Annotated in this window: 8 protein-coding genes; 1 reads left to right on the top strand and 7 read right to left on the bottom strand. The window is 69.4% G+C overall.

Annotation, left to right across the window (positions count from 1 at the left end):
* Window positions 1-22: 22 nt before the first annotated feature.
* The 5 genes from nbtC to RJ03_RS04055 are packed head-to-tail and all read right to left on the bottom strand — an operon-like array spanning window position 23 to window position 14,809.
* Window positions 23-3,067 (bottom strand): nocobactin polyketide synthase NbtC, encoded by a 3,045-nt coding sequence (gene nbtC, locus RJ03_RS04075; RefSeq protein WP_036498196.1) that lies wholly within the window; start codon window positions 3,065-3,067, stop codon window positions 23-25.
* On the bottom strand, window positions 3,060-4,358 hold the full coding sequence (locus RJ03_RS04070) for a beta-ketoacyl [acyl carrier protein] synthase domain-containing protein (RefSeq protein WP_036498195.1): 1,299 nt from the start codon (window positions 4,356-4,358) through the stop codon (window positions 3,060-3,062). Before RJ03_RS04070 ends, nbtC begins: the two co-directional genes overlap by 8 nt.
* Window positions 4,355-5,107 carry a thioesterase II family protein gene (locus RJ03_RS04065; protein WP_036498193.1) on the bottom strand — a complete coding sequence of 251 codons (753 nt, stop codon included), beginning with the start codon at window positions 5,105-5,107 and terminating at the stop codon, window positions 4,355-4,357. Before RJ03_RS04065 ends, RJ03_RS04070 begins: the two co-directional genes overlap by 4 nt.
* Before the next feature lie 23 nt (window positions 5,108-5,130).
* Complete coding sequence (locus RJ03_RS04060; protein ID WP_036498191.1) at window positions 5,131-11,304, bottom strand: non-ribosomal peptide synthetase; 6,174 nt, start codon at window positions 11,302-11,304, stop codon at window positions 5,131-5,133.
* Between the two features lie 49 nt (window positions 11,305-11,353).
* Window positions 11,354-14,809 (bottom strand): non-ribosomal peptide synthetase, encoded by a 3,456-nt coding sequence (locus RJ03_RS04055; RefSeq protein ID WP_036498190.1) that lies wholly within the window; start codon window positions 14,807-14,809, stop codon window positions 11,354-11,356.
* A gap of 146 nt (window positions 14,810-14,955) precedes the next feature.
* Between RJ03_RS04055 and RJ03_RS04050 the strand changes: the two genes are divergently transcribed.
* Complete coding sequence (locus RJ03_RS04050; RefSeq protein WP_036498189.1) at window positions 14,956-15,654, top strand: siderophore-interacting protein; 699 nt, start codon at window positions 14,956-14,958, stop codon at window positions 15,652-15,654.
* 19 nt (window positions 15,655-15,673) lie between these two features.
* Here the strand turns inward: RJ03_RS04050 and RJ03_RS04045 are convergent, their stop codons facing one another.
* On the bottom strand, window positions 15,674-17,404 hold the full coding sequence (locus RJ03_RS04045) for an ABC transporter ATP-binding protein (protein ID WP_036498187.1): 1,731 nt from the start codon (window positions 17,402-17,404) through the stop codon (window positions 15,674-15,676).
* Complete coding sequence (locus RJ03_RS04040; protein WP_083870592.1) at window positions 17,401-19,308, bottom strand: ABC transporter ATP-binding protein; 1,908 nt, start codon at window positions 19,306-19,308, stop codon at window positions 17,401-17,403. Before RJ03_RS04040 ends, RJ03_RS04045 begins: the two co-directional genes overlap by 4 nt.
* Between the last annotated feature and the right edge of the window lie 22 nt (window positions 19,309-19,330).

The raw sequence follows: 19,330 nt of genomic DNA, 5'->3' as shown, positions 1-19,330 counted from the left end.
GACGAACTCCACCGCTTCGACATCAGCCGAGCAGCGCCACCACCTCGTCCAGGGAGGCGCCGCCGAGGATGGCGGTGACGGGGAGGTCCCGCCGCAACTCGGCCTCGACCCGCTTGCGCAGATCGAGCGCCTGCAGCGAATCCAGGCCCAGCGCCACCAGCGGAACCGAGCCGTCGACGGCTTCGTCCGGCTCCAGCCCCATCACCACGCGCAGCGCATCGCGCACGGAGTCGGCGACGTCGGGTGGCACGGCCGGATCTTCGGCGGCCGGCTCGGGTTCGGCGGCGGGTTCGGCGGCCGACGGCGCAGGTTCCGGCTCGTCGTCGGGTAGTTCGGCGAACAGCGGCGCGAAACCGAAGACCGAGAACAGGTCTCGGATCCGTCCCCACTGCGCGGCGGCGACCAGAACGTTGGCCGCGCGCGGCGCGAAACCGGCGGCGACCGCCACCGCCGGGTCCATCGGCAGCAGTCCGGTGCCGCTGATGCGGGCCAGCGCTTCGGCGTGGTCGGCGCCGACCGCCCGCCACAGACCCCACTGCACCGACGAGCATCGGATGCCCTCGGCCCGGTAGTGCGCGGCCTGCGCGTCCAGCATGCGGTTGACCGCCGAATAGACCATGTGCCCGCGCCCGCCCAGCGTGGCCGACAGCGAGGAGCACACCACGATGCGGGCGTCGTCGGCGCGCGGGAAGATGCGCGTGAGATTGTGCAGCACAACGAATTTGGCGGTCGCCGCCGCGCGGATGGCGGCCGGGTCCGGATCGGCGGCCGCCGCCTCGTAGTCCACGGCGGCGTGCACGATCAGGGTCGCCGGACTCGCGGCGTATTCCGCCGCCAGGGCGCCGAGCGCCTCCCCATCGCCGGCGTCGCAGCGCCGCAAGACGACCTCGGTGTCGTACCGGGCTCCGATCTCGGCGATGCGCGCCCCGGCGGCCGCCGTACCGCCGGATCTGCTGATCAGCGTGATCCGGCCCGCGCCCGCGGCGGCGAACTGCGCACAGAAATCCAGGCCCAGTTTGCCGGTGCCGCCCACGATCACGACCTCGCGCAACTCTTCCGCACGCAACGGGGCGTCGCCCGCGGTGTCGTCGAGAATCAGCCGTTTGGCGTAGAAGCCGCCGTCGCGCACGGCCAGTTCGGGTTCCGCGGCGATGTGGATCGCCCCGAGCAGCGCTTTGGCCGCCACGGTGGCGTCGACCCCGGCGCCCAGATCGGCATGCCGGAAGGCGACGCCCACGTGTTCGGCTGCCAGACAACGAAATCCGGCTTGCACGGCGGCATGGAACGGATCCGGCAGATCGGATTCGACGACCTGTTCGCCGCCGCTGGTCACCAGCCAGATATCGCCGATACCGTCCAGCTCGTCCAACCAGGTTCGGACGCCGAGGAATTCGGCGACGTCGTGCACGGGTCCGTTCGCCGACGACGGCGGGACCAGCACCACCACGGTGTCCGGCCTGGTGCCGGAACCCGGCTCGACGACCGTGGCGCCCTGGCGCGGCGCGGCCGCGCGGACGGCCGCCGCGAGATCTTCGTTCGCGCCGGCCGGGTCGATCACCACGAAGGTCCGCGGCGGCACCATCGTTCGCCGCTGCAACCGGGTCCAGGTCTCCACCACCCGTTGCGGGGCGACCGTCGAGCCGCCGGAATCGCTGTCGGCGAGCGGCTTGTGCGCGGCGCGTGCGTAATCGAACGGCGCCCACAGCGATTTGGCGCTCATCTGCGTATTGGGGAAGTCGAGCAGCGGCAGTGCGGGCACACCACGCTCGCCTGGTTCGCGCAGCGCCTCCCATCGATAATTCGCGTCGTGCACCGCGACGGTCGCCAGATTGCGGGTGAATTCCCGCAGATCCTCGGCGGTGCGGCGCGAGGTGCCCAGCGCCTGGAATTCCCGCTGCCCCGAAATCTCTCCCAGATTCTCTTGCATCGCCAACATCAGCGTCGGATGTTCGGAGATCTCGAGGAAGGTGGTCGCCCCGGCGTCCGCGGCTTTCCGGATCGCCAGGTCGAAGCGCACCCGGTTGCGCAGATTCAGGTACCAGTAGTCGACGATCGACAGACCCGAATGGATGCGGTCGCCCATGGTGGCGCCGATACAGTCGATTTCGGTGTCGGCGAAGGCATGGTTGTCCATCTCCGGACCGACCGTGGCAGACAGCAATTCGCGCGCCGTACTCACGTAGGAGGTGTGCGCCGGATATTGGACGCGAATTTCCTTCGCGAATTTCCCTGCGGCGTTCAGTGTTTCGACGATGCCCACGACCGCGTCGCGTTCGCCGGAGATCGCGATGATGTGGCGGGAGTTGATCACCGACAGCTCCACGAAGCCGGCCTGCCGCGCGATCAGGTCCTCGCACTCGTCGCGATCGATGCCGAGCACCGCCATGGAATAGCCGCTGAGCTCGCGATCGTCGACGATCTGCGCCCGGGTGGTGACGATCCGCACCGCGTCCCGCAGGGTCTGGGCCCCGCTCACACAGGCTGCGGCGATCTCCCCCTGCGAATGCCCCACCGTCACTCCCGGGGCGACCCCGGCGGCCTGCCACATCGCGGCCACACCGATCATCTGCATGAACAGTGCCGGTTGCACGGTCAGCGCCTTGTCGTCGGCCTGCCGGTCGGCCTCGAGCAGATAGGCGCGCGGCGACCAGCCGTAGAGATCGTGAAAGACCTTGTCGCACTCGTCGACTGCGTCACGGTAGGCCGATGAGTGCTCGTAGAGCATCGCGCCCATGCCCGGGCGCTGGCTGCCCTGACCGGGAAAGACGTATGCCACGCGCTGCGCGGTCGCGGCGCGCTCCGATCGCACCACCGCCGCATGCGGGCGGCCGTCGGCCACGGCGCGCAGCGCGGCGATCACGTCGGTCTGCGCATCGGCCATGACCAGGGCGCGGTGGCGGCGCGGCGATCGGGTACGAAACAGCATGTCGGCCACGCGATCCGGCGACACCCCGGGATGGCCGACGAGGTAGTCCGCGATCGCGGCCGCCTCCGATCCGAGCAGATCCGGGTTGTCGCTGGACAGCAGGATCGGAACGCTGCCGTCGGGCAGGCGGTAGCTAGACATGACTCTCCTCTTCGGCCGGAACGGCCAGCAGCGCATGGGCATTCGTGCCCGAGACGCCGAACGACGACACCGCCGCGTAGCGCACACCGTCGTGCGGCTGCCAGTCCTCGAGCTTCGCGGCCAGCCGCAGGCCGGTCGCGTCCCAATCCACCTTGCCGGTCGGATTGTCGGCGAAGCGGGTCGGCGCGATCTGACCGTGCAGACCGCTGAGCAGCACCTTGATCAGGCCGAGCATGCCCGCCGCCGCCTGGGCGTGGCCCAGATTCGATTTCACCGAGCCCAGGCGCGCGGAGCCCGAACCGTAGACGCGGTCCAGCGCCTCGAGTTCCAGTGGGTCCCCGACCGCGGTCGCGGTGCCGTGTCCCTCGATCATGCCGACGACCTCGGGCGCAATACCCGCTGCCGCCACGGTCGCGCGGATCAGCCGCTCCTGCGCGCGGCTGCTCGGCACGGCGATCGGTGCCCCCGCGCCGTTGTGATTGACCCGGGTGGCGAGCACCCGGGCGTAGATCCGGCGACCGGCCGCACGGGCCCGCGATTCGCGTTCCAGTACGAGAACGCCCGCGCCCTCGCCCCACAGCGTGCCGTCGGCGGCATCGGAATACGGTTTGCACTGCCCGTCCGCGGCCAGCGCGTTGTTCTTGGAGAATTCGAAGAACGCGGCGGGCGAACCCATCACGCACACGGCCCCGGCCAGCGCCCAGTCACATTCCCCGGCGCGGATCGCCGCCGCCGCCATATGCACCGCCGACAGTGACGAGGCACAGGCGGTGTCGACCACGATCGACGGGCCGCCGAGACCGAGACAGTTGGAGATCCGCCCCGCCACCGCCCCGAGCGCGGCACCGGCCGCGCGATAGCCGGAGTAGTCGTTGACCTCGGCGCCGTGCGGACCGTATTCGGTCGGTGAGGCGCCCATATAGCAGCCCACCTCGTCACCGTCGACGGCCGCGGGATCGATGCCGGCGTTCTCCAGCGCCCGCCAGGCCACCCGCAGCGCCACCCGCTGCTGCGGATCCATCGCGACGGCCTCGCGCGGGGTGATGCCGAAGAACATCGGATCGAACTCCGCTGCGCGAGCGAGGAATCCGCCGGCGTCGCAGACCGCCGCCCAGCCTTCGTGGCGCGCCAGGTTCAGCAGTTCGGCCAGCGGCCAGCCGCGGTCGCGCGGGAACGGCCCGGTCAGATCGCGTGCCTGCGACAGCGCCGCCCAGTACTGTCCGGGCGTCTCGATGCCACCGGGCGCCTCGACGGCGAAGCCGCTGACGACGATCGGATCCGCGTCGCTCATGATGTGGTCTCCATTTCCGCGACCAGCAGCTCCGCGATGCCCTCGACGTGGTCGTGCAGATAGAAGTGGCCACCGTCGAACATCGACACCCGCAGGTCCGATTCGGTGTGCTGCTGCCAGCCGTAGAGGTCGCCCATGGTGACGTAGTCGTCGTCGCTGCCGCCCATCGCCTGGACGGGGGCCTGCACGCGCACGTCCGCCGGGCAGGAATAGCGGTCGAAGGCGGCGTAGTCGGCCTTCAGCGCCGGGAGCGCCATCCGCATCAGCTCACGATTGCCGAGCAGATCCGATCCGGTGCCCTCCAGCCCGGCCATATGGTCGAGCAACTGTTCGTCCTCGGTCGGATGGTTCGGCATCTCGGCGACCCGGCCCGGGGGAACCGCACCCGAAACCGCGAGCAATCGCACCGGAACTCCTTCGGATTCGGCGATGCGCACGAATTCGAAGGCCACGATCGACCCCATGCTGTGGCCCAGCACCGTGATCGGCTCGTCGCGATTCCACGGCGAGAGCGCGAATTCGTCGAAGGCGCCCTCGGCGATCTCGGGCAACGTCTGCAACGCGGCCTCGCGAGCCCGGTCCTGACGGCCGGGATACTGCAGCACACCGACATCGAAATATTCGCGCAACTGCTTCGAGAAGGGCCGGTAGGTCGATGCGCCGCCGCCCGCGTGCGGGCAGATGATCAGCGGTGCGCTCGCGCCGCGCGGTGCGTGGAACTGCCGGATCCAACCGGGTGCTGCTGCCATGCTCGTCTGACTCCTCATGTCTGTCACTGCCACATCCGCCGCATCACCAGCAGGCCCTGATCCTCGTCGTCGATCACGGTGGTGTCGGCGACGGCGCGGTCGGGCTGTTCGGCGATGGCGCGCAACGTATTCCGGAAGGCGGTCTCGACGATGCGGGCATCGTCGGCTTCGAAGCTGTCCTCGGCGTAGAACACCACGGCCTGCACGGCGTCGCCGGGCAGCAGGGAATTCGCCGGGAAGATCATCAGCAGCAGGGCGTTGTCGGTGGCGCCGCCGCCCTCGAACGACACCAGCTCCAAACCGCCCTCGCGCAACGAGGTTTCCAGCTCGTCGCGCCCCGGCGGATAGGACTGGAAGACGAACATGCTGTCGAACAGCTTGCGCGCCGCCGGGCCGGATCGTCCCGCCGCCCGCATCGCCGAGGTGAGCCGGTACTGGTGGTACTCCATCAGTTCCACGCGATGACGTTGCATCTCGGCGAGATGGTCGCGCCAGGTGCGGTCGCCGGCCAGGTCGATCGCGACCGGGATGGTGTTGGCGAAACAGCCGACGGCATGGTCGACGCCGTCGAGATCGGCGGGCCGGCCCGACACCACCTCACCGAACACCGTTGCCTGCTCGCCGGTGACGTACCGCAGCGCGTTCGCCCAGGCGAGCTGGCAGACCAGGCTGAAGGTGGCGCCCTGCTCCGCGGCCAGTTCGGTGGCGCGCGCGACCGTGTCGTCGTCGAGGACGAATGTGCGCCCCTCCGGGACACCGCCACTGCCGGGCGTGCGGGCCGGGGCGACGAGGCACGGTCGCACATCCTCGAGATAGCTCTGCCAGGCCGCCTCGGTGGCCTGCTCCCGATCCCGGGTGAGGCGCAGGAAGCGCGCGAAGGTTTCCGGATCGCCGAGCGGCTGCCCGCCGCGACCGGCGTATTCGGCGAAGATCTCGCGCGGCAGCAGCTGACCCGACCAGCCGTCGGTGAGCAGATGGTGCGAGGTCAGTACGACCATGTGGTGGTCGTCGGGAAGATGCACCACCGTCACCCGCAGGAGCGGTCCGTGCGTGAGGTCGAAATGCTCGGCCTGATCGGCGCGGAAGAACTCCCGCAACCGCTGCTGCGCGTCGGGCAGGTCCGCGAAGTCGATCTCGCGCACCGGGATCCGCATGTGGTCGGCGACCACCGCGTACGGCTGTCCGGCATGGGACACCGAAATCGATACGCGCAGGTTGGGATAGCGGTTCAGGACGGTGTCGAAGGATGCGGCCAGCAGCGGCAGGTCGAGTGCGCCGCGCACCCCGATCAGCGTCTGCACGTTGTAGACGTCGTTGCCCGCGGAGCCGAGCGCGGTGAAGTACAAGCCGGCCTGCAGCGGCGCCAGCGGATAGATGTCCACACAGCCGCGATACAGCGCCTGCCAGCGATCCAGGTCCAGCTGGGATACCTCGTCGGCGACCACGTCGCTGGGCGTGAGGCGGCGAACAGGGTTGTCGCGCACCGTCTTCACGAGTTCACCGAGGCCCTCGGTCCACAGCTGGGCCAGTTCGCCGGCGTCGTCGTCGGACAGCGGTCCCGCCGGGAAGCGGAAGGAGGCATGCAATCGCACGCTGTCGCCGTCGGCCAGTGCCACCGTGTTGATGTCCAGCAGGGCGGGGGCCGGCATCGCCGGATCCGCGTGACCGCCCATATAGCCGAATTCCGTTGCGGCATCCCAGGTTCGGACCGATTCGCGGTCGGCGGCGCCGGAGGCGGCGAAGCGGCCCATGTAGTTGAAACTCACCTGCGGCGAGGGCGAACCCGCCAGCTCGGCGCGGGTGCCGGGGTTGAGCCGGCTCAGCAGTCCCCAGCCGATTCCCGATTCGGGCACCGCGAGCAGTTGCTCCTTGACCGCTTTCACCGCGGATTCCACCTGCTCGCCCGCATCCGGGATACACAGCGACACCGGATAGGTGGTGGTGAACCAGCCGACGGTGTTGGCCAGATCGACTCCGCTGAACAGGGTTTCGACCCGGCCGTGCCGTTCCATCGTCACCGCCACCGCCTGCGCGTCCCGGTCGCGGCGGCGGCGGAAGCGATGAATCGCCACGGCCAGCGAGGCGACCTGGATGTCGAGGAAGTCGCAGCCGAAAGCCGTGGTGGCCGTGCTCATCAGGAACGCGGTGTCGTCCGCGTCGAGGGTGGCGGTGACCTCGCGGACGGTCGCGACGGTGTCGACGGCGGGGTCCAGGGCGCGGCTGCCGAGCAGCGGATCCACCGCCTCGGCGGCCGCGCGCCAGTACGGCAGCGTCGCGAGTACGGCGTCGCTGTTCGCCACGTGCACCAGGCTGGTGTTCCAGGTCTTGACCGAGGTTCCCGGCTGCGGTTCGACCGTCGCGGCCGCGACACCCCACAGGCCGCGCAGATCGTCGTGCAGAACCCGCCAGGACACACCGTCGACCACCAGGTGGTGGACGACCAGCAGCAGCCGCCCCTGCGTTCCGTCGGCGGAGTGCACCCAGGCGGCGGCGAGCATGCGGCCCGCGGCGGGGTCCAGCTGCGCGCTCAATTCGGCCAGCTGCTCGTTCAGGCGCGCACCCGCGGTGCGATCCCAGTTCTCGTCGCCGATCACGATCTCCGCGACGGTGGGCGCGGCGGCCGGCTCGTCCGGTTCCGGGACGTAATAGGCCGTGGCGCCCTGTGGATCGGTGCCGAGCCGGGCACGCAGCATCGGATGACGTGCGGCCAGCGCCGAGACCACCTCGGCGATCTGCTCACGTGTGCTGTGTGCGGGGGCTACGACCGCGGTGGCCTGGGTGTAGGCGTGGTAGTCGCCGGATTGTTCGGTGAGCAGGGCCGCGATGGGGTTGAGCGGGATCCAGCCGGCCGGGCTGTCCGCCTCGACCAGTGCCGGGCCGCTGCTCTCGACGATCGGCTCGCACGCCGCGGCGATGCGGGCGATCGTGCGCGCGTCGAACAGGGCGCTGGTGGTGATCAGCAATCCGTACTTCTTCAACGCCGACGCCATCCGGATCGCGCTGATGGAATCGCCGCCCAGCGCCAGGAAGTCGTCGTCGGCCGCCAGCGCGGTGGTATCGCCGAGGTGCAGCACCGCGCGCACCACCTCCGCGACCGCGGCTTCGGCGCCCGCGCGCAGTTCCCGGCCGTGGCCGGTGCTGCCACCGAGATCCGGCTGCGGCAGTGCCCGGCGGTCGAGTTTGCCGTTGGCGGTCAGCGGCAGTGCCGCCAGTTTCACCAGTGCCGTGGGGATCATGTATTCCGGCAGGCGTTGTGCCAGTGCGGCTTTGATGCGCTCGGTGTTCTCGGCGTCACCGCCGGTGGCGAATTGCGAATTCGCTTCGGGCACATAGTAGGCCACCAGCGCCAGGTCATGGCTCTGCGCATTCTGCGGCACGGTGATCGCTACGGCGGAGGCGATCCCGGGTACGCGACGCAGCACGGTGCCGATCTCACCGAGTTCGATGCGATGCCCGCGCACCTTCACCTGATCGTCGACCCGGCCCAGATATTCCATGCGGCCCTGCGAATTCCAGCGCACGATATCGCCGGTGCGATACATCCGGGCCCCGGGCTCACCGGCGAACGGGCACGCCACGAAGGCTCCGGCGGTCAGATCGGGGCGGCGGTGGTAGCCCTGCGCGAGTTGCACGCCGCCGAGGTAGAGCTCACCGATCACGCCGGGCGGGACCTGCCGCAACCGCTCGTCCAGCACGTAGACGGACGAATTCCATTCGGGCAGGCCGATGAGCGCCGGTTCGAGCGCAGCGCCGGCCGTGGCTTGCGTGGTCGTGCGGCCGGCGAAGTCCTCGTGCATGAGGTCCATCGAGCCCTCGGTCGGGCCGTAGAGGCCGAGCACCGTGCCGCCGAAGAAGCGGCTCGATTCCTCGACCAGCGCCGGCGGTACCGCCTCGCCGCCCAGGTACACATAGCGCATGGACTGCAGCCGCGCCGGATCCGGTCCGGCGTCGATGAAGGCGCGAACCACGCTGGGTACCAACGAGATCTGTGTGATGCGATGCCGGTGGATGATCTCGGCGAGTGCCTCCACGTCGGCCTGCCACCACTGCGGCGGCGGCAGCACCGTCGCCGATCCGGTGCACAGCGCGTTCACCAGTTCGAAGACCGAGACGTCGAAGCCGATCGGCGCCTTCTGCAGGATGCGCTCCTCGCCGAAGCCGAGATAGTCGCGCATCCACTGCACGTGGTTGGCGATGCCGCGGTGGTGGATCACGACGCCTTTGGGGCGGCCGGTGGTGCCGGAGGTGTAGAGCAGATAGGCGGGGTCGAGCGGATGCAGAGGCCGCTGCAGCGCGGCAGGCGACAGCTCCGAGCCGTCGAGGGCGGACAGGCGTTCGATCACCTTCGTGTCGGTGAGATCGATTGCGGGCACAACGGTTTCGACGCTCAGCGCCTTGTCGGCCGATGTCAGCAGCAGCGCCGGTTCGGCATCGCCGAGCATGTACTCGATGCGGTCGATCGGGTAGCTGGGGTCGATCGGGAAGTACACCGCGCCGACGCGCAGTACCGCCGCGAACGCGATCGGCAGCCGCTCACTGCGTTCGGCGTGGACACCGACGCGATCACCGGGCCGCACCCCGTCTTCCAGCAGCAGTCGCGCGAGCCGGTTCACCCGGGTATCGAATTCGCGGTAGGTCAGTTCGATATCGCCGAACACCACGGCCGTGCGGTCCGGGTGGGTGCGCGCGGAGGCACGGATCATCGCGTCGGCGGTCTCCGCCTCGATCGGCACCGAGGCGCCGTGCGACCACTGCGCCAGCGCCGCGCGATCGGTCGCCGACAGGGTGGCCAGCTCCGATACCCGCCGATCGGCGGTCGCGGTGGCGAGCACCAGATCGATGTACTCGTGCAGGCGATCGATCGTCACGGCGTCGAAGAGGTCGGTGCGATACGTGATCTGGACGTCGGTCCGATCACCGTGCATGAACGTCTCCACCACCAGCGGCAGCAGGGCGGCGCCGTTGCCCATCAGCTCCCAGCTGGTGGTGACCCCCGGCAACTGGGGGCCGTCGATCTTCTGGTGCAGGAACAGCACCATCGTGTCGAACAGATTCGAGCCGACGTTGCCGGTCGCGGCGTTCACCGCGCGGACGATGCCTTCCTGCGGGAAATGCTTGTGCCCGAACGCGTCGGTGATGACGCCGCGCACCTGTTCGACCAGTTCGGCGAAGCGCTGGTCGTCACGGCCGGCGATGTGCAGCGGGAGCATATTGCTGAGATTGCCGATCAGCAGCTCCATCCCGGACTCTTCGCGGTTGGCCACGGTGGTGCCGATGACCATGTCGCCGCGCCCGGTCATCTCGCGCAGCGCGAGGTAGTAGGCGGCGAGGAATACCGAGAACGGGGTGGTGCGCAGTTCGGCGGTGAGGCGGCGCAGCGCGGTGTCGGCGGCCGCGCTCAGCGGGCGATCGCAGCGGGCACCGCGTTCGGTGGCCGCCACCGGACGGCGATCGTAGGGCAGTTGCAGTTCCGGGAGTTCACCGTCGAAGCGGCTCTGCCAGAAGCGAATATCCTCGGCATGGTCCTCGGCGGCGAACCGGTCGGCCTCCCATTCGGCGAAATCGGCGACCTGCAACCGCAGCGGCTCCACCGTGACCGGGCCGGTCAGTGCCTGCCGGTAGAAGTTCTCCACATCCCGGGAGAGCGCGGGCAGCGTCATCCCGTCCCATGCGATGTGTTGAATCACGACCACCGCGACCAGTTCGGCGGCGGATATCCGGACGAAGGTCACCCGCAGCGAGGATTCCGCTGTCAGATCGAAGGTTTCGCGGGCCGCGGACTCGGTCAGCTCGCGCAACCGCCGCCGGGCCTGCTCCTCGGCGAGACCGGACAGATCCTCCTCCCGCAGCCGGGGCGGCAGGTCGGCGTGGATCCGCTGATAGGGCTCACCGTCCTCATCGGTGTGATAGGTGGTGCGCAGCACCTCGTGCCGCTCGACGAGCGCGGCGAAGGCCGTGCGTAGCGCCGCCACATCGACCGGCTCGGCGTCCACCGCGCCCTCGAAGGTCAGCGCCAGGCACAGGTTGTAGGCGGAGCTGCCGGGCGAAATCTGCTGATGCGCCCACACGTAACGCTGACCGAACGACAACGGCGCCCGCTGCGGATTCCGGCGTACCGGCACGGCCGCGGCGGTGGCCAAACCTTCCTCGGCGAGCCGAGCCGCCATCGCTACCTGCAGGTCTTCCAGCGAACGCATCTGACGAACCAATCTGTCTACAACGAAAACTCGGGGCCCGGGGCTGCGGTCAGTTCCCCGATGGAACGAGGGCCGAATTAGTCTGGGGCACAGGCACTTCGGCCAGCTCCAGCAGAATTCGCGACACCTGCGCCAAGCGCCCCGGGGTGGTCCCGTCTGCCTGCAGCTGCGCGGCGATGCGGCGCACGGTCCGTCCGCCGAACACCGCGGTGACTCCGAATTTCTCGACCGCGAGCAGTCCGCGCACCTTGGCGGTGAGCGTGGTGGCCAGGATCGAGTTGCCGCCGATCTCGAAGAAATCGGTTTCCACACCGACCGTCTCGACACCGAGGATCTGCGCCGTGATATAGGCCAGCGCCGCCTCGATCTCGTTCGCGGGCGGCACCGCGGACGCGCCGGCATCGGGGGCGCCGGCCTCGACCAGCCGCCGGATCGCGGCCCGGTCCAGTTTCCCGTTGGGAGTCAGCGGGATCTCGGTCACGATCTCGATCAGGTCCGGGATCATGTGGGCGGGAAGCAGATCCCGCAGGTCTGCCCGCAACTCGTCGGTGGTGACACCGCCGGCCCGCACCGCGGCGGCCAACCGGCCGGAATCGGTCACCAGGGCGACGGCCTGCTGGACGGACGGCAGTGTGGTCAGCGCGGTTTCGACCTCGCCGAGTTCCACGCGGTAGCCGCGGATCTTGACCTGATGGTCGGCGCGACCGAGGAAGTCGACGGTGCCGTCGGGCAGATAGCGGGCCAGGTCGCCGGTGCGGTACCAGCGCAGGCCGCCGTATTCGACGAAGCGCTGCGCGGTGCGTTCCGGGTCGCCGCGGTAGCCGTCGGCCACACTGGTTCCGCCGATCCACAATTCGCCGACGACCCAATCGGGGCAATCCTCGCCGCGCTCGTTCACCACCCGCATCGCCACATTCGCCAGCGGCGTGCCGTAGGGCACGGTGGCACGGTCGGCCGGGAAGTCGTCGGTCACTTCGCAGACGGTCGAGTGGATCGCGGCCTCGGTGGCTCCGCCGAGTCCGGCGAAACGCAGGCCGGGCACCGAGGCGCGCAGGCGATGCGCGAGTTCGGCGTCGACCCGGTCGCCGCCGGTGACGACCACCCGGAGTGTGCGCAATGCCGCCGCGTCGGCGGCGTCCAGCAGCATCCCGATCAAGCCCGGCGCGCAATTGAGCACGCTCACTTCGTCTTCGGCGATCAGCCGGGCCCACGCCTGGGCGTCCCGCTCGATCTCGGCGTCCACGCACACCAGCACACCGCCCAGAGCGAGCGGAGCGAAGATGTCGAAGACCGACAGATCGAATTCCAGCGACGACAGGCCCAGCAGCCGAGCGCTCGCATCCAGGCCGAAGGAGGCGGCGAGGGCGTCGATGGTGTTGGCGGCGGCGCGATGGCTGACCTCCACACCCTTGGGCTCACCGGTGGAGCCGGACGTGAACAGCACGTAGGCGACGGCGTCCGGATCACTGGCGTAGGCGCGCTCGAGGCGACGGCCGGCCAGCGCGGTGGTCAATTCGACGGCGGTGACATCGGCCGGGAGCTCGAGGGCCGCATCGGTGAGCGCGACCCGGGCGCCTGCGCGTGCCAGAATGCGGTCGCGTCGCGCCGGCGGCTGACCGGTGCCGATCGGCACATAGGCCGCACCCGCGGCCAGCACACCGAGGACGGCCGGAATCTGCCGGTGGCCCTTGGGAATCACCACCGCGACGGTGTCGCCGGGCCGCACGCCGGCATCGGTGAGCGCGGCGGCCACCGCGAGCGCCTGATCGGCCAGATCGCCGTAGTCGCAGGCACCGCCGCGCCAGCGCAGGGCCTCGGCCTCCGGCTTGCGCCGGGCCCGGCAGAAAAACTCACCGTGCAGCGTGCGGGCCTGCCAGTCGGTGAAGGTGTCGTTCACCCGCTCGCGCACCGCGCGCTGCTGCGCCGGCAGCTCGATCGACAGCGGGACGTTCCAGTCCGCACCCGGCTCGGCGAGAGCCAGCAGCAGGCGGCGGAATTCGGCGAACATCGCCGCGACCACCCCCTCGGGCATTGCGTCGCGGCGCACATCCCAGTTGACCAGCAGACCGCCGCCCAGTTCGGCGACCTGCGCGTCGAGATCGACCTGCGGGCCCTGCGACAGAATCCACACCGGCTCGCCGAACAGCGCGGTGACCCGGTCGGAGAAGAGCTCACCCAGGTCCAGGCCCGAGGTGAAGACCACCGACGGCGTCACCGGAGCGCCGCGCAGGCGGCCGAGATCACGCAGCACATCCAGGCCCTCGTACACCGAATGCACAGCGCAGGTGTGCAATTCGCGTTGCAGGCGCTTGGCGCGGGCGACCATCGATTCCGGCGCGCGGGCGTCGACGTCGACCAGGACCGAATTGGTGAAGTCGCCGACCACACGGTCGATGTCGTCGTGCAACGGCTCCCGGTCGAACAGCGGGACGTTCAGCAGGAAGCGCTGCCGCGCGGACCAGCGCGCGATGGCCTCGGCGAACACCGTGGCCAACGCCACCGCCGGAGTGACACCGTGGCTGTGGGCGAGCTTGTCGAATCCGGCCTTGGCCTCGGGTTCGAACCAGTGGTGCAGCCGGATGCTGCGGCTCGGGTCGGCGCGCTCGTCCTCGGCCAGGACCGGCAACGACGGGATATCGGGCAGGTCGGCGAGTCGCTGCTCCCACCAGGCCTGGGCCGCTGAGTTGTCCGGCATCTGGCGCGCTCTGGCGTCGAGATATTCCCGGAAGGTGTAGCCGACGGTATCGGCCGGATCGGCGTCGCCGTCGTAGAGCGCGGCCAGATCGTCGAGAATTCTCCGGTAGCTCAACGCATCTCCGGCGAGCATGTCCACGTCGACGTGCACGCGGTGGGCGTCGTCGGGCAGCAGGGTGAGGGTGATGTCGACGACCTGGCCGGCCTCGACATCCATCCGCTGATGACTCTTGGCCTGGCGCAGGCGTTCCAGTTCCGCGTCCGGATCGGCGGCCGCGCGCAGATCCTCCACCCGGAACACCGGGAGCAGCGGCTCGGGCAGCACGCGCTGCGTGCCGGCATCGGTGAATTGCACGCGCAACTGGGGATGGCGCCGGACCAGGCGTTCGACCGCACGGCCCATGCGCTCGGCATCCAGGCCGCGGCCGTCGAATTCGACGTAGAGATGGGCGGCGACGCCGCCGAGCCGCTGATCCTGGCGGCGGCCCACCCAGTAGGCGTGCTGCATGGTGGCGAGCGGAAATTCCTCGCCGTCGGCGAATGTGGCACCGGCTTCGGGCGAGGCAGGGGTGGCGGCGGGCGCGGGTTCGGGAGTGGCGCCGAGCAATTCGGCCCAGGCGGAGATCGTGGGCGCGAGCGCGAGTTCGGAACTGCGGACCTCGTGGCCCTGTTTGCGCCAGCGACCGGCGAGGCGCATCAGCTTCATCGAATGCATGCCCAGACCGACCAGATCGTCGTCGTATCCGATCGCCTCGGGTCGGATCCCCAGCTCCGCCGCCACGATGTCACGAACGTCAGCCTTGCCGAGCATCAGACAAACTCCTCACCGGCCGGAAATCGGGCCTCACCACCTACTTCAAAGGCTAGGCTTGCCTAACCTCCAAGCATAGTAGCCCACCCGACCCCGACTGCCGTAGGGATGTGGTTTGGCTAACCTAACCCAGCTACCCTAGCCCCATGGGCAAAGGCATCAACGGCGTCATCCTCAAGGCGCTGCGCGCGGACGACTACCGGCTGACCGTCACCTCGGTGCGGCAGATCGGCGACAAGTACCTGCGGCTCGGCTTCACCGGTGGCGGCCTGCTGGCCGACCATCCTGTGCACCCCACGCAGTGGATCCGCATCTGGTTCCCCGATGAGAGCGGCACTCTGCAACAGCGCGGATACACCCTCGTCGACCCCGATCCCGGCAACGACGCATTCGATATCGAATTCGCACTGCACGGCGGTCCGGCCTCGCAGTGGGCCGCGCGCGCCGCGGTCGGCGACGAGATCGACGCCACCGTCATGGGCTCGAAATTCGCGGTGCCCGAACCGGTTCCGTCGGAATTCCTGATCTTCGGCGACAGCGCCTCGCTGCCGGCGATCAATTCACTGCTGGATGCGATCGGTGAGACGCCGGCCCGGGTGTGGCTGGAATGGCAGGAGGAGTCCGAACAGTCGCTGCCGGTGCGCACCGGACCGAAAACCGAGGTGACGTGGGTGCAACGGGTGAACTACGGCCAGTTGCTGCGGCAGGCGGCCGACTCGGTGACCTGCTCCCCCGACGCGTTCGGCTGGGCCGCCTGCGATGCCGCCACCACGCGCGCGATCACCAAATCGCTGAAAGCCAAACTGCCGAAACACAATATCGCCACCCGCGGCTACTGGCGGTGACCCGTCCGGCGCGAAAACCTCAGGCCGACACCAGATGCCAGCCGGTCGCGCGGGACCGCTCCGACCAGAACCCGGCATAGCGGCCGCCGAGTTCGAGAAGTTCGGCGTGCGTGCCCCGTTCGACGATCCGGCCCGCCTCCACGAACAGAATCTGATCGGCATGGGCGATGGTGTCGAGCCGATGCGCCACCACGACGACGGTTTTGTCCCGTGTCAGTTCGTGGATGCCGCGCACCACCGCCGCCTCGCTGTGCGGGTCGAGCGCGCTGGTCGCCTCGTCGAGCAGCACGATCGGTGCGTCCTTGAGCAGCGCGCGGGCGATCGAGACCCGTTGGCGCTCACCACCGGACAGGGCCGCGCCGCCCTCGCCCACCGCCGAATCCCAGCCGTCGGGCAGTTGGCCGACGATCTCGTCCACCCGGGCGATCTCCGCGGCCCGGCGCACCTGCTGGGCAGTGGCGTCCGGATTTCCGATGCGGATGTTGTCGGAGATGGTCTCGTCGAACAGGTAGACGTCCTGGAAGACCAGCGACACCTGGCGCAACAGGGTTTCCGAGGGCTGCCGGCGCACATCGTGGCCGCCGACGGTGATGCTGCCGGATTCGACGTCGTAGAACCGCGAGGCCAGCTTGAGCAGCGTGGTCTTACCGCCGCCGGAGGGGCCCACGATCGCCGTGGTGGTGCCGCTCGGCACGGTGAAAGACACACCGTCGACGACCTTTTCACCCGGACGGTAGCCGAATTCGACATTGTCGAAGACGATCTCGGGCGCACCGGGGGTCACCGGTTCGGTGGCCTCGGCCAGATCGTGCTCGGCGAGGAAGGCCGTGATCCGGTCGGCGGCGTCGCCGGCGCTGCGGATCGCGGTGCTCAGCTGCGCGGCGCGGTTGATCGGTTCGATGAACCGGGAGGTCACCGCGATCAACGCGATCGTGGCCGGAATGGAGAGGTCGCCGCCGGTCCCGCGGGCCACCACCACCGACACCACGATCAGGAAGACGATCTGCACGCACAGTGCGAACACCATCAGCCCCGGCACACTGGCCACGATCATGCGCTTGGACGCGGCCTCCTGGTCGCGCAGTGCCCGGGTGAGTGCCCGGTTGCCCGCGCCCACCGCACCGAAGGCCCGCAGTACCGGCTGCGCCTGCGCGAACTCCACGACCCGCGAATTTGCTTCTACCGCAGCGGCATCGAGCCTGCGGTCGGCCCGGGTGTAACTGTTGTTGGCCCAGCTGCTGACCAGCAGCAGCACCGGCAGGCTGACCAGCATGACCAGCGCGATCCGCCAGTCGATGAAGGCGACCCCGATCGCGACGCCCACCGGAACCAGGACCGCGGTCAGTACCGGTGCGAGCAGATAGTTGACGACGCTGAGGATTTCGCGCACGCCGCCGACCACCATGCGGGAGAGGGATCCGGCGTCGGCGGTGGCGAACCAGCCCAGCGGCAGCGTGCTCAGGTGGTCGCCCAGCCGCGTCTGCACGCCGCGCAGCATGCCCACGCCGATCCGCAGACCCACCAGCAACTGCTGATACGAACAGACCGAGGCGACGACCACCGCGAGCGCCAGCCAGGCGGTCCAGCGCCAGGCGCGTCCGAAATCACCGTCGAACAGCGCCTGCAGCACCGGAATCAGCAGCAGATAGGCCGCGATCTGGCCCAGCGCGCCCGCGCCGATGAGGGCCAGATGGCGCGGCACGTAGCGGCGCAGTTCCGGCGGAATGAGGGCGAAGATCTTCCTGATCACCGCAGTTCTCCTTCGGAGTCGGAAACGCCCAGCACGACCACCGACGCTTGATTCTGTTCCCAGAGGCGCTGATAGAGCCCGCCGGCCACCGACAGCGTCGCGTGGTCACCCGTTTCGGCGAGTTCGCCGTTGTCCAGCACCAGAATTCGGTCGACGCCCGTGATGGTGTGCAGCCGATGCGCGATCACCAGTACCGTGCGCCCGGCGACCAGGACGGCGAGCGCGTCCTGCACCGCGGCCTCGGATTCCGGGTCGGCGAAGGCCGTGGCCTCGTCCAGCACCAGCACCGGGGTATCGGCCAGCAGGGTGCGGGCGATCGACAGGCGTTGCGCCTCACCACCGGACAGCACCGCGTCGACACCGATTTCGGAGTCGTAGCCGCGCGGCAGTTCCAGAATCCGATCGTGGATCTGGGCCGCGCGTGCGGCTCGCTCGACGGCGGCCGCATCCGCGTCGGGCCGGGCGAGCGCGATGTTGTCGCGGATCGTGCCGCGAATCATCCGCACGTCCTGCAGGACGAAGCCCACGGTGCGGTAGAGCTGGGCGGTCGAGTACTGCCGAACATCCTTGCCGCCGATCGTGATCCGGCCCGCGGTCACGTCGTAGAAGCGCGGCAGCAACCGGGCCAGGGTCGACTTTCCGGAACCGCTCGGGCCGACCAGGGCGGTGATGGTCCCGGGCGCGAGTTCGAAGTCGACCTCGCGCAGGACGGTGCGGTCGGCGCGATAGCCGAAGCTCACCTGTTCGAACCGGACCGCGAGTCCCGTGGCGGCAGCGTCACCGTCCGCATCCGCATCGGCGGCCTCGTCGCCGTCGGCCCGCACCTCGAGTTCGGGTGTCTGCTGCAACTGGTGCAGGCGCAACGCCGCGGCACCGCCCTCGCGCAGCGCCTGTCCGCCGAAGCCGATGCCCAGCAGCGCACTGCCCAGGCCGATGCCGAGCAGCAGGAACGGCAGGATGTCGACCGGATCGGTCCAGCCCAGGTCGGCGAAGCCCACGCCGGCCACCACCACGACCAGCATGAGCAGCGCCGGGGTCAGCAGGATCTCTGCGGCCGACTGCAGTTTGGTCATCGGCGTCTTCCACGCCAGCAGGCTCTCGGCGGTGTTGTCGACCGCGCGCTGGAAGGTGCTGTGCGCCTTGCGGGCCCGGCCGAACGCCCGCACCACCTGGATGCCGTCGACGAATTCGATGATGGACTGTTCGATGGCGCGTTCGTTGGCGTCGAAGACGGCGAAGCGCTCCTGATGCGCCTTACCCATCATGGCCGCCAGGCCGCGGGTGTAGAGCACCAGCGGCACCAGCAGGATCAGCGTCAGCCGCCAGTCGACGGTGAACAGGTAGATCAGCGCCACCAGTTGCACCGTCACCGCACCGACGAATTCCAACCGCGCGTGTGCGACCAGATAGTGCAGGGCCTCGACATCGTCCTGCAGGAACTTCTTCACCTCGCCGGAGCTGCGGTCGGTGAACCACCCCAGCGGCACCCGGGTCAGCTTGGCCGCCAGCAGTTGTCGCAGGGTGAGCTGGAATTTCGCGTCGACCATGTGGGTCCAGACCAGCGCCGCGGCCTGCAGCAGGCCGCGCAGCACCAGCACCACGACCGCGGCGATCACCAGCGTCCACACCCGGTCCTTGTCGATCGGCGTGGACAGCAGTTCCCGGCAGGCCTCGACGATCAGGATGAACGGCACCACCGCGCAGATCGAGGAGACCACGACGACCAGACTCGCCAGCGACAGCGCGCCGTTCACCGGCGCGAGCACCTGTTTGCGGGCCAGGCCGTCGGCGCGGCGCTGCTGTTTCAGCGCGACCCGGTCGGGTTCCAGCGGTGCGTCGGGCGTGCTCGGCGGCACCTGCCGCGCCGCCTCCGGCTCGGCCGGATCAACGGTCTGAACCGTCATCAGTCCTTCCCTCCCATAGCTG

It is taken from the genome of Nocardia aobensis NBRC 100429, from assembly GCF_000308375.1.
Taxonomy (GTDB): Bacteria; Actinomycetota; Actinomycetes; order Mycobacteriales; family Mycobacteriaceae; genus Nocardia; species Nocardia aobensis.
This window is presented reverse-complemented; position numbering and strand designations above follow the sequence as displayed.